Raw genomic sequence first — 11,198 nt, forward strand, 5'->3', positions numbered from 1 at the left:
TCGGGCTCAGCAGGCCGGGTGGCCCGGCCGGGTGCCGGGCGGGCCCGCCGCCTCGGCGACGGCGGCGGCGCTCCTGCGGAGGTCGGCCCGGGCCTGGGGGGTCAACGGGGAGAGCAGCCCGGCGAGTTCCTCGGTCACGGCCGTGTGGAAGGCGAGGGCCGACTGACGTCCGTCCTCGGTGAGGACCACCTGGACGGCGCGACGGTCGCCGGGGACGAGTGAACGCTCGACGAGGCGGCGTTGGGCCGCCCGGTCGACGAGCCCGGTCAGATTCGCCTTTCCCACGCCGAAGAGGCGGGCCAGTTCCGCCATGCCGTACGGCCGCTCGGCCAGGACGCAGAGCATGCGCGCCTGGACCGGCGTCAGGTCGTGACGCTCGGCGACCCGCGTGAAGGTGTCCCGGATCACATGGGAGAGCCGGACCAGAGCTATGGCGTCCGCCTCCGCTGTCGCGGCGGGGCCGACGGCGGCCGCGCTGCTTTCGGGGGCCGTGGACGGAGAGGCAGGCATGGGAGTCATGGTACAGCGCGGGGACAGTGCATGGTGTGTACTATCTACTCACCGAACCATTCGCAAGGAGTGATCATGACGCGCATCGGCATCATCCTGGGCAGCACCCGTCCGAACCGGAACGGTGAGCCCGTGGCGCACTGGGCGCTGGAGCTGGCCTCGAAGCGAACGGACGCCGAGTTCGAACTGGTGGACCTGCGGGACTTCCCGCTGCCGCACCTGGACGAGGCGATGCCGCCGTCGTTCGGCCAGTACCAGCACGAACACACCCGGCGCTGGGCGGAGAAGATCGCCTCGTTCGACGGTTTCGTCGTGGTGACCCCCGAGTACAACCACAGCACCACCGGGGTCCTGAAGAACGCGATCGACTACCTGTTCGCCGAGTGGAACAACAAGGCCATCGGCTTCATCTCCTACGGTCCCCACGGTGGGGTCCGCGCCGTGGAACACCTGCGGGTGATGGCCGGCGAGCTGAAGATGGCCGACGTACGCGCGCAGGTCGTCCTGCCCTTCGCCACCGAGTTCGAGAACTACCGGACCTTCAAGCCGGGCGACTACAACCTCCCCGTCCTCACCGACCTGCTCGACCAGGTCATCGCGTGGAGCGAGGCACTGGCGCCGCTGCGCGCCGAACGCGTCACGGCCTGAACGCCCTTCGTACCGGTCCGGTACCGGACCAGCCGTTCCGCCCCCGCCGCTTCCCAAGGGGAAAGGGGGTGCCGCCGTCGGCACCCCCGGCACCCCGGAGACGGCCCCCGCCCCTTCCCCTTCCCCTTCCCTCCTTTCCCCCTTCCCTTCCCCTTTCCGGTCCTTCCTTCAGATCACAGACGGGCACCCCATGAACGCCACCCCGGACAGCAGCGATCCCACAGCGGCGGCCGACGCCTATTTCGGTGCCTGGCAGGCCGACCGCCCGGCCGACCTGGCCGACGTGTTCGCGCCCGACATCCGGGTCCACGGACCCCTGGGCCTGATCGAAGGCGCCGAGCGGTACCAGGAATCCCTGGGCCGGATCTTCGCCCTCACCGGCACGCTCGTCTTCCACAAGCGCTGGGTCGACGGCGCGGACGTGATGACCTGGTTCGACCTGCACCCCCGTGCGGGCACGGAGCCCTTCCCCGTGGCCAGTTGGCTCCACGTCGAAGACGGCCGGATCACCGCCGTCCGCGTCACCTTCGACCTCGCCAAGCTCCTGCGCGCGGGTGACCCCCGCAGCACTTCCTGACGACGGCCGGCCCGATGCCACCCCGGACCCACCACCAGCGACCCGACGAGAAATGAGCCATCCATGAATACCCCCCACTCCACAACACGACCGGTTCTCGTCGTCGGCGCGACCGGCGCGCTCGGCGGCCAGGTCGTCGACGAACTGCTCCGACGCGGCAAGAACGTCCGTGCGCTCGTCCGCCCTTCGAGCGATGCGAGCGGACTCCAGCGGAAGGGCGTCGAGATCGCTCGCGGCGACATGCTCGACCCCGACTCGCTCACCACCGCCATGGACGGGGCCGACGCCGTCGTGACCACCGCCGCCGGCTACACCCGCGGCGACAAGAAGGCCCGCGACATCGACACCACCGGTAACACCAACCTCGCCGATGCGGCCCACCGCTCCGGCATACGGCGGTTCGTCCTCACCAGCATCCTCACCAGCGACCAGACCCCCGATGTACCGCACTTCTGGCACAAGAAACTGGCCGAGGACAGACTCGAACAACTCGGCGTCCCGTTCGTCGCCCTGCGCCCCGGAGCCTTCCTCGACCAGATCGCCTCCATGACCGGCAACCCCCTCGACAAGGGACGCCTCCTGTGGATGGGCAAGAAGACCGTTCCCCTGACGTTCGTCCTCACCTCCGACCTCGCGGTCTATCTGGCGGCCGCCGTCGACGCCGACGTCAAGGACGCGGAGCGCGTCGACATCGGCTGGGACCGGCCGCTCGGCATCGGCGAGGTGGGCGACATCATGGGGACCCGGGCCGGGAAGGCGATCAAGGTGCGGGGGGTCCCGTCCGCGCTCACCCGGGTCGCGGGCGCCGTGGTCGGGCCCTTCGTACCCATGGTCAAGGACATGGCCGCGATGTTCCGCTGGTTCGACGGCGGCGGTTACGTCGCCGACACCACACGGCAGACACAGCTCTTCGGACCCGCCCCCACCGCCGAGGACGCCATCGCCCGGCTCACCGCCGAACTGAGCGCTCCCCGCCGTCCGTGAGCAGCCCCGGCCCGCCCCGCGTGTTTCCCGGCGGCCTTCCGGGGGAGTGGGAGAAGCAGATCTTGGCACAAGCTTCCCGGATTCTCCCCCGGACCCGGCCCGAGCGCCCACCGCTCGGGCCGCTCCCTGTCGACAGCGAGGTGCGAGGCCGAATGTTCACCACCCGTCCCACCCTCCAGGGCACCTTCGGCATGGTGTCCTCCACCCACTGGCTCGCCTCCCAGTCGGCGATGGCGGTCCTGGAGGACGGCGGCAACGCCTACGACGCGGCCGTCGCCGCCGGGTTCGTCCTCCATGTCGTCGAACCGCATCTCAACGGCCCCGCCGGAGAGGTGCCGATCATCCTCGCCCCGGCCGGCGGCGAGGTACGGGTCCTCTGCGGCCAGGGGCCCGCGCCCCGGGGCGCCACCCCCGACCACTACCGCTCCCTCGGGCTCGACCTCGTCCCCGGCACCGGACCGCTCGCCGCCGCCGTGCCCGGCGCCTTCGACGCCTGGATGGTGCTCCTGCGCGACCACGGCACCAAGTCCCTCGCCCAGGTGCTGCGATACGCCATCGGGTACGCCGAGGACGGCCACGCCCCCGTCGAACGCGTCGGCGAGACCGTCGAGAGCGTCCGCGAACTCTTCACCACCGAGTGGACCAGCTCCGCCGATCTCTACCTCCCCGGCGGAAAGTCCCCCGCCCCCGGCGAGCTCTTCCGCAACCCCGCCCTCGCCGCCACCTGGCGCCGCCTCATAGCCGAGGCCCAGGCGGCCGGGGGCGGCGACCGTACCGCCGAGATCGAGGCCGCCCGCGCCGTCTGGCGCACCGGATTCATCGCCGAGGCACTTCTCGCCCAGGCCGCCCGGCCCACCCTGGACACCAGCGGTGCCCACCACAGCGCCACCCTGACCGCCGCCGACCTCGCCGAATACTCCGCCACCTACGAGGCCCCCGTCACCTACGAGTGGAACGGCTGGACCCTCTGCAAGGCGGGCGGCTGGAGCCAGGGCCCCGCCTTCCTCCAGCAGCTCGCCCTGCTGCCCGCCCACGGCGCCGACCTGCCCCGCTACGGCTCCGCCGACTATGTCCACCTCCTGATCGAGGGGTGCAAGCTCGCCATGGCCGACCGGGAGGCCTGGTACGGCGACGCCGCCCCCGTCCCCCTGGACACGCTGCTCTCCGAGCCGTACAACACCGAACGCCGCGCCCTGATCGGCGAGCGCGCCTCGTACGAGCTGCGCCCCGGCTCCCCGGACGGCCGCACCCCCCGGCTCAGCGCCCACGCCCGCGCCGTCGCCTCCGGCACCCCGCCGACCGGGACCGGCCGCCCCGCACCCGGCAGCGGCGAACCCACCGTCGCCACCGACGGCGCCACCCGGGGCGACACCTGCCACCTCGACATCGTCGACCGCTGGGGCAATATGATCGCCGCCACCCCCAGCGGCGGCTGGCTCCAGTCCAACCCGGTCGTCCCCGAACTCGGCTTCCCCCTCGGCACCCGCCTCCAGATGGCCTGGCTCGATCCCGGCCTGCCGAACACCCTCACCCCGGGACGCCGCCCCCGCACCACCCTCACCCCCTCCCTCGCCCTCCGCGACTCCACCCCCGTCGTGGCCTTCGGCACCCCCGGCGGGGACCAGCAGGACCAGTGGCAGCTCCATTTCTTCCTCGCCCTCGCCCTCCGCGCCCCGGTCCGGGGCGGCCTCGACCTCCAGGGCGCCATCGACGCCCCGAACTGGCACAACGACAGCTTCCCCGGCTCCTTCCACCCCCGCGCCATGCGCCCCGGCAGTGTCACCGTCGAGGCCCGTATGGACCCCGGGACCGTCGCCGAGCTGCGCCGCCGAGGCCATGACGTCACCGTCGGGGACGCCTGGTCGGAGGGGCGGCTCTGCGCCGTCGCCCGCGACCCGGCGACCGGAATCCTCTCCGCCGCCGCCAATCCTCGGGGCATGCAGGGGTACGCGGTGGGCCGCTGACCGGCCCCGGGCGCCGGCCGTCCGCGGTCCGTGATTGGCTGGGCCCATGAGCGACGAGTCGGTGTACGGAACGGTTTCTCTCCGCGGGACGGCCAGGACCGTCCATGTCTCCGCCGTGGAGGAGGCGGTGCGGAAGGCCGCGGCGGCCGAGATCATGCCCCGCCACCGCCGCCTCGCGGACCACGAGATATCCGAGAAGAGCGCCCCGCACGACCTCGTGACCATCGCGGACCGCCGCGCCGAGGAGCATCTCACCGCCGCGCTCACCGCGCTGCTGCCCGGCTCCGCCGTGGTCGGCGAGGAGGCCGTCCACGCGGACCCCGCGCGGTACGAGGCACTCCACGGCGAGGCCCCCGTCTGGATCGTGGACCCCGTCGACGGCACCCGCCAGTTCATCCGGGGCGAGGACGGCTTCGGCACCCTGGTCGCCCTCGCCCAGGGCGGCGAGCTGCTGGCCTCCTGGACCTTCGCCCCCGCCCTGGACGAGATGGCCATCGCGGTACGCGGCCGGGGCGCCGTCCTCGACGGAACCCCCCTCCACGCCGGATCCCCCACCCCCGACGCGACCCTCCACGTCGCCACCTCCCACCCCGACTACACCACCCCCGACCAGAAGCGCGCCCTGCTCGGCCTCCGCACGGACTCCATCGACCCCCGCCCCTGCGGCGCGGCCGGCCTGGAGTACCTGGCCGTGGCGCGCGGCACCCTCGACGCGGTCGCCTTCACCTGGGAGCTGGCCTGGGACCACGCGGCCGGCCTCCTCCTGGTGACCGAGGCGGGCGGCGCCCACATGACCCTGACCGGCGACCCGTACCGCATCACGGGCGACAACGCGCTCCCCTTCACCGCCGCCAGGGACGGCGCCACGGCACAGCGGATCCGGGAACGCCTCCTCGCCGGGGGATGAGCCCGCCCCTCCGCCGTGTCCCCAGCGGTGGCGTCTCAGCCGGTGTCACGGCTCAGGTGAGCAGCCGCAGCAGATGCTCGCACGCCGCCGCCTCGCTCGGGTGGCGGGCGATGGTCTCCCTCTTCCCGCGTTCGTACGCGCCGGTCTCCCACGCGCCGTCGCCGGTCCTCCGGACGAAGAGAAAGTCGACGGGCGTGGGGGCCGGTTCATGGACCCCCTCGATACGGTAGTAGTCGTCGGGTACCCCTGCCGCGCCGAGCGCGGCCCGCAATGCGTGGCGGTCCATGGAAACGACGTTACGCGCTCGCGTGGTCCAGGTACTCGTGCTTGAGCAGCCAGGTCACATTGAGATATTCGCCCGGGCCCGGGTCGAGGAGGGCCGCGTCGAGCTGGATCTGCTGCCCGCCGCCCGGCTGCTCGAACCAGGGGGCGATGCCGCCCTGCCAGACGGTGAACGGCTTGAGGACCCGGTAGACCCGGTAGTCACAGGGCACGGCGGCGTCCCGGGTGTTGAGATTCTGCGGCGGCAGCGCGCGCTTGGCGTACGGGTCGCCCACCGGGGCGAGATAACGGCCGCCCTCACCGCCGAACCGGTCCAGCTTCTGGTCCTTCTTCAGCACGGTGGCCTTCTTGTCGACCTTCCCGTTGACCACGGCGAACCCGTCATGGGGCGGGTACTTCCAGCTCCCCGAATCGGCGGGCCCCTCCCAGTACTTCTTCAGGAAGTCCGGTGGCGACAGCTTCCCCGTCCGCTCCCACCCCACCAGCAGCGGGCCCACCGGCTTCTGCGAGGCGCCCGGCAGATACCGCGGCCCCAGCCGCGCGTCATCGAGGAACGCCCCGGTGCACGGCGCCGGAGCGAGCGCGCCCGGAAGCGTGTTGGCGACGGCGTCCGTCACCGGGAGCGGGACGGCGGCCTTCACCGACCCCTTCATATCCTGCTGGGGAGCCGCGCTCGCGGCGGCCGGCGCCATGATCAGCGCGGCGGCGACACCGACCCCCGCGAGCGCGGTACGCATACGGTTCATGGAGAGAATCCCTTCATATCCGAAAATCTTCGAAGCCTCTGGAGCCTCTAAGGCCCCTGAAGGCCCGGAAGCCCGGACCGGCATCCGCCCGCCCCCGGCTTCGTCACCAAGAGTAGTCGGACGCGCGCGATAAGTAATTTCCTCTTTCGGGTGACGCTGTACGGAAGTTGAGGCTCCGGCTCCGGAAGAACCCGCCGCGCCAGGACCACCCGCCGACGGGCTGTCAGAGCCCGGGAATATCCTGGATCCCCTTGCCATCGGCTGATGAAGGAGTCCGAGGTGACGTCCATGCTCGATACCGTCGTCGTGGGAGCGGGACCCAACGGGCTGACCGCCGCCGTCGAGCTGGCCAGGCGCGGTTTCTCGGTCGCCGTGTTCGAGGCCAGGGACACCGTGGGCGGCGGGGCCAGGACGGAGGAGCTGACGCTCCCCGGATTCCGCCACGACCCCTGCTCCGCCGTCCACCCGCTCGGGATCGGCTCGCCCGTCTTCAAGACCATGCCGCTGGCCCGGTACGGACTGGAGTGGCTGCACCCCGAGTTGCCCATGGCCCACCCCTTCGACGACGGCACGGCCGCGGTGCTCGCGCACTCCGTCGCCGAGACGGCCGCCTCCTTCGGCCCCCGCGACGCCGGGGCGTACCGGCGGCTCGTGGCGCCGTACATCGGCAAATGGGACTCCCTGGCCCGGGATTTCATGGCGCTGCCGCTCACCGCGCTGCCCCGCGACCCCGTCACCCTCGCCCGCTTCGGCCTCGCCGGACTCCCGCCCTCGACCTGGCTGGCCCGCCGCTTCCGCGACGAGCGCGCCAAGGCCCTCTTCGCCGGGCTCGTCGCCCATGTGATCGCCCCGCTCAACGGGGTCGCGACCGGCGCCGTCGGCCTGATCTTCGCCCTCGCCGCGCACGCGGGCGGCTGGCCCATACCGCGCGGCGGCTCCCAGTCGATCTCCGACGCGCTCGCCGCGTACCTCACCGACCTGGGCGGCACGGTCCACACGGGGTACGAGGTGAAGCGGCTCGACGACCTCCCGCCCGCCCGCGCGTATGTCTTCGACACCTCCCCGACCGCCCTCGCCAGAATCGCCGGACTCGGCCGGTTCTACGACGGATACCGGTACGGCGCCAGCACCTTCAAGATCGACTACGCGCTGGACGGGCCCGTCCCCTGGACCGCCGAGGCGCCGCGCCGCGCCGGCACCGTCCAGATCGGCCCCACCAGCGGGGAGATCGGGCGCGCGCTGCGCCAGGCCTCCGGCGGGGAGGCCCCGGAGACCCCGTTCCTGATCACCGCCCAGCCCTCCCTGATCGACCCCTCGCGCGCGCCCGAGGGCAGACACACCTTCTGGGCGTACGGACATGTCCCCAACGGCTGGGAAGGCGACCTCACGGAGGCCGTCGAGCGCCAGATCGAACGGTTCGCGCCCGGCTTCCGGGACCGCGTCCTGGCCCGCGCCACGGCGGGCCCGCCCGAGCTGGCCGCCCGTAACGCCAACTACGTGGGCGGCGACATCGCGTGCGGCGCCGCCGCCGGGCTCCAGCTCGTGCTCCGCCCCCGGATCACCCTCTCCCCGTACACCACCCCGCACCCGGCGGTCTTCCTCTGCTCCTCCGCCACCCCGCCGGGCCCCGGTGTGCACGGCATGTCCGGGCACAACGCGGCGAAGGCGGTGTGGCGGCGGCTGCGCGCCCAGGGCGGCTGAGCGCGCGGGTACGGGCAGCGGGAGAGGCAGGGGTACGGGTACGGATACGGGGTCACCCGGTCCCGGGGGTCAGGAGCGGGGGACCTTGAGCCGGTCCCAGCTCGTCCGGCCGGGGATGCCGTCGGCGTCCTTGCCCGTGTACCCCAGCTTCCGCTGCCAGGCGGCGTACGAGGCCTGGTCGGCCCCCGACCACTCCGGCCCTGGCCCCACCTTGTACGTGCCGCATCCCTCCGCGACCAGCCGCTTGCCCATCGCCGTGACGACCGCGCTCCGCCGCCCGACGGCGAAGAACGCCGAGCCGGGGAACGGCTCGTACGTCACCGGGGGCTTCGCCGGCGGGGGCGGCGTCGTCGGCGCCGAGCCGAGCCGCTTGGCGATCCGGCTCCGCATCGCGTCCATCGTGAAGCCGCGCGGGTCGATCTTCCCCGGCTGCCACTCCTTGTGGCCGATCACCGACCGCTGGTTCCAGCCGTGCGCCCGGCAGATCGCCGCCGCGGCCCGCTCGATCGCGTCGAGCTGGGCGGCCGGCCACGGGTCCTTGCCGTCCCCCAGGTTGACGCACTCGAAGCCGTAGAAGTGGCGGTTGCCATCGGTGTTGGCCTGGTTGTCCGGGGGCAGCGCCGTCTCGTTGATCACCGCGCGCAGCACATCGGCGTCGCCGAGCCCCGCGTGGTTGGCCCGCCCGTTGCCGACCAGATAGACCGTGCCGTCCTTGGCGATCACCCCGTGGCAGAGCGGACCCGGCAGGGTGGAGTGGCCGTTGTAGCAGAGTTCGACGGAGCTGTCGGTGCCGGAGGTGACGGTGTGGTGGATCATCACCCCGTGCAACGGCCCCCAGGCGCCCTTGTGATTCCGGTTGTGCGTACGCCAGCTCCGGTGTTCGACGACGGTCAGCCCTTCGGCACGGAGGGCCGAGAGGAGTTTCGCTGCGGTCAGTGGGGTGGCCATGGTGGTGCGTCTCCTTCAGGGGGTGCTGTTCGCTCTGGTGAGTGGGGTACGGGGCGGAGCGCGCCCGGGTTCAGTTCCCGGCCGTCCGGCGGCCCCTGCGGGTCGGGGCGGGCGGCTCGGACTCCGCCGCCCCGGGCTCCCCGACGGCGGAGTGCTCCGCCTCGGCCTCTCCCGCCCCTTCCGCTTCCGCTGCCGCCGACTCCGCTTCGGCCGCCGCCGCCCGCTCGGCGGCGAGGCTCTCCTCCTCCGCGGCGCGTTCCGCGGCCAGTTCGGCCGCGCTCGCCGCCGGGACGGGCCCCGACAGCGGGCCGAAGACCATCCGCAGATCGGTCACCGAACCCTCGCCCGCCACCCACGCCAGCGGTGCGTAGTGCGTCGCGATCCCGTGCGGGGAGCGCAGCAGCGGACGGCGCGCCGCGTCCGTGGGCCACTCGACGTCGCCCGTGGCGGTCCGCGCGGGCACGGTCCAGTAATCCCCCGAACGGTAGGTGCGGCCCGGCTCGAAGTAGACGTGGACGCCGTCCTCCAGAGGCAGCCAGCCGCCCTCCTCGATCCGCAGCGCCCCGCCCGTACCGGCGCTCCCCGGACGGTGCTGGGCGGGCCGGTGGTCCCAGCGGCGCAGGAACGGGTGGAGTTCGGGGCGGCGCCCCACATGGCGCTCGGGCTCGCCGGAGAGCCGTACGCGCCGCTCCGGCAGGTCGACCTCCTCCACCCGCAGCAGCGGCAGCGGCTCGCCCCGGCCGATCGCCCCGGTGTCGGTGAACTCGACCAGGTCGCCCACGTTCAGGTCGAGCTTGTCGTCGCTGCCCAGGGAGGCCAGCTCCACCCACGTACCGTCGAGTCCGTCCACCGCGAAGGTCACGGAGCCGTTCTCCCTGGACCACTTGAACGTGGCCTCCTTCGCCGTGCCGCCCTCGTGGACCTCCACCCGGTAGAGCTGGTTCTCCGGGCCCCGGTAGCGGGCGTCCGGCTTCACCAGGCAGGGCTCCTCGCCGGCCTGGTCCGGGCGCCGGCTGCGCGCCGCCATCCGCGCCGTCGGCGTCTGCGCCGTGACCCAGCGGGCGAACGCGGCGCGGACCTGGGCCTCCGGCGCCCCGTCGGCGTCGTCCAGTTCCAGCGAGCCGCCGGGCAGCGGCAGCACCTGCCAGACCACCTTCAGCCGGGCCGCCGTGTCGGGCATCGCCGCACCGAGCGCCACCTCGCGCAGCAGCGGGTCCTCGGCCGCCGTGACCGAGCGCTCGCCCACCGTCAGATAGGCCAGATAGGGGAACTGGGTGGGCAGCCGGTCGCCGGGGCGCTCCGGATCGCGGAAGGCGTCCGGCTGCTCCCAGTACGTCCAGCCGGCCGGGGCCGGCGGCTCCGCGGCGGCGGACGCCCCGGCTCCGGATCCGGCCCCGGAGCCGGCCTGGCCGCCGTCGCCCCCGGCCTCGGCGGCGGACGAGGCCGTGTCGTCGTCCGGGACCGCGTCACCCGGCGCCGGCCGGGTGGCGTCCAGCAGGATGCCGTCCACGTAGTAACGGCCGCCCCCGATCGTCAGGTCGTCCAGCTCCCGGCTGCCCGCCTTGAAGTCCACCCGGAAGCCGGCGGCGTCGCGCGGCCCGCCATGGGCCCCGATCAGATCGGCGGCGACCGTACGGGCCCGGTGGCGCTCGATCGCGGCCTGCTCATTGGCGTCCGCGTCGAGCTGGACACGGCCCTGCTGGGCGACGACGGCCGAGTAGCGCGCCTCGGGCCGGAAGGTGTCGCGGGAGATGTCTGCGTGCATGGGAAGGGGTCCCCCTCGGAAGTTCGGTCGGGCATATGGGGCGATGGGCGGCGGGTCGATGGGTGGCCGACACGGTGCGTCAGGGCGCGGGTGCCTTGCCGGGCCACCGCGAAGCGCGGCCACGAAGGCGTCAGGTCAGGGAGGTGCCAGGTCACGGTGGTGCCAG

Annotated in this window: 11 protein-coding genes; 6 read left to right on the forward strand and 5 right to left on the reverse strand. The window is 73.1% G+C overall.

Annotation, left to right across the window (positions count from 1 at the left end; genetic code table 11):
- Window positions 1-6 precede the first annotated feature (6 nt).
- Entirely contained in the window at window positions 7-510 is a 504-nt protein-coding gene (locus AB0O07_RS02725) for a MarR family transcriptional regulator (protein ID WP_365625733.1), read from the reverse strand.
- Window positions 511-585: 75 nt separating this feature from the next.
- On the opposite strand from AB0O07_RS02725, the gene AB0O07_RS02730 reads away from it, so the two are divergent.
- The 5 genes from AB0O07_RS02730 to AB0O07_RS02750 all read left to right on the forward strand — a co-directional run bounded on the left by AB0O07_RS02730 (window position 586) and on the right by AB0O07_RS02750 (window position 5,590).
- A complete protein-coding gene (locus AB0O07_RS02730) occupies window positions 586-1,158 on the forward strand; it encodes an NAD(P)H-dependent oxidoreductase (protein ID WP_365625736.1) in 573 nt (190 codons plus the stop codon).
- 190 nt (window positions 1,159-1,348) lie between these two features.
- Window positions 1,349-1,735 carry a nuclear transport factor 2 family protein gene (locus tag AB0O07_RS02735; protein WP_365625739.1) on the forward strand — a complete coding sequence of 129 codons (387 nt, stop codon included), beginning with the start codon at window positions 1,349-1,351 and terminating at the stop codon, window positions 1,733-1,735.
- Window positions 1,736-1,798: 63 nt separating this feature from the next.
- Window positions 1,799-2,719 carry an SDR family oxidoreductase gene (locus tag AB0O07_RS02740; RefSeq protein WP_365625742.1) on the forward strand — a complete coding sequence of 307 codons (921 nt, stop codon included), beginning with the start codon at window positions 1,799-1,801 and terminating at the stop codon, window positions 2,717-2,719.
- 152 nt (window positions 2,720-2,871) lie between these two features.
- The gene (locus AB0O07_RS02745) at window positions 2,872-4,683 is read left to right on the forward strand and encodes a gamma-glutamyltransferase (RefSeq protein ID WP_365625745.1); all 1,812 of its coding nucleotides are present in this window, start codon (window positions 2,872-2,874) and stop codon (window positions 4,681-4,683) included.
- 46 nt (window positions 4,684-4,729) lie between these two features.
- A complete protein-coding gene (locus AB0O07_RS02750; RefSeq protein WP_365625748.1) occupies window positions 4,730-5,590 on the forward strand; it encodes an inositol monophosphatase family protein in 861 nt (286 codons plus the stop codon).
- A gap of 52 nt (window positions 5,591-5,642) precedes the next feature.
- On the opposite strand, the gene AB0O07_RS02755 is transcribed toward AB0O07_RS02750, so the two are convergent.
- Window positions 5,643-5,876, reverse strand: coding sequence for a hypothetical protein (locus tag AB0O07_RS02755; protein WP_365625751.1), 234 nt, complete (start codon window positions 5,874-5,876; stop codon window positions 5,643-5,645).
- 10 nt (window positions 5,877-5,886) lie between these two features.
- A complete protein-coding gene (locus tag AB0O07_RS02760) occupies window positions 5,887-6,618 on the reverse strand; it encodes a TNT domain-containing protein (RefSeq protein ID WP_365625754.1) in 732 nt (243 codons plus the stop codon).
- Between the two features lie 279 nt (window positions 6,619-6,897).
- Here AB0O07_RS02760 and AB0O07_RS02765 point away from each other — a divergent pair, with 279 nt between their 5' ends.
- Window positions 6,898-8,319 carry an NAD(P)/FAD-dependent oxidoreductase gene (locus AB0O07_RS02765; protein ID WP_365627937.1) on the forward strand — a complete coding sequence of 474 codons (1,422 nt, stop codon included), beginning with the start codon at window positions 6,898-6,900 and terminating at the stop codon, window positions 8,317-8,319.
- A 69-nt stretch (window positions 8,320-8,388) separates the two neighbouring features.
- On the opposite strand, the gene AB0O07_RS02770 is transcribed toward AB0O07_RS02765, so the two are convergent.
- Window positions 8,389-9,267 carry a peptidoglycan-binding protein gene (locus tag AB0O07_RS02770; protein ID WP_365625757.1) on the reverse strand — a complete coding sequence of 293 codons (879 nt, stop codon included), beginning with the start codon at window positions 9,265-9,267 and terminating at the stop codon, window positions 8,389-8,391.
- Between the two features lie 70 nt (window positions 9,268-9,337).
- Window positions 9,338-11,032 carry a DUF6519 domain-containing protein gene (locus tag AB0O07_RS02775; RefSeq protein ID WP_365625760.1) on the reverse strand — a complete coding sequence of 565 codons (1,695 nt, stop codon included), beginning with the start codon at window positions 11,030-11,032 and terminating at the stop codon, window positions 9,338-9,340.
- Window positions 11,033-11,198: the final 166 nt, after the last annotated feature.

The organism is Streptomyces sp. NPDC093085 (assembly GCF_040683935.1).
Taxonomy (GTDB): Bacteria; Actinomycetota; Actinomycetes; order Streptomycetales; family Streptomycetaceae; genus Streptomyces.

Coding starts and splice junctions, on each gene's coding strand:
- AB0O07_RS02755 (WP_365625751.1), bottom strand. CDS start 5,876: ATGGACCGCCACGCATTGCGGGCCGCGCTCGGCGCGGCAGGGGTACCC.
- AB0O07_RS02725 (WP_365625733.1), bottom strand. CDS start 510: ATGCCTGCCTCTCCGTCCACGGCCCCCGAAAGCAGCGCGGCCGCCGTC.
- AB0O07_RS02740 (WP_365625742.1), top strand. CDS start 1,799: ATGAATACCCCCCACTCCACAACACGACCGGTTCTCGTCGTCGGCGCG.
- AB0O07_RS02775 (WP_365625760.1), bottom strand. CDS start 11,032: ATGCACGCAGACATCTCCCGCGACACCTTCCGGCCCGAGGCGCGCTAC.
- AB0O07_RS02770 (WP_365625757.1), bottom strand. CDS start 9,267: ATGGCCACCCCACTGACCGCAGCGAAACTCCTCTCGGCCCTCCGTGCC.
- AB0O07_RS02745 (WP_365625745.1), top strand. CDS start 2,872: ATGTTCACCACCCGTCCCACCCTCCAGGGCACCTTCGGCATGGTGTCC.
- AB0O07_RS02735 (WP_365625739.1), top strand. CDS start 1,349: ATGAACGCCACCCCGGACAGCAGCGATCCCACAGCGGCGGCCGACGCC.
- AB0O07_RS02760 (WP_365625754.1), bottom strand. CDS start 6,618: ATGAACCGTATGCGTACCGCGCTCGCGGGGGTCGGTGTCGCCGCCGCG.
- AB0O07_RS02730 (WP_365625736.1), top strand. CDS start 586: ATGACGCGCATCGGCATCATCCTGGGCAGCACCCGTCCGAACCGGAAC.
- AB0O07_RS02750 (WP_365625748.1), top strand. CDS start 4,730: ATGAGCGACGAGTCGGTGTACGGAACGGTTTCTCTCCGCGGGACGGCC.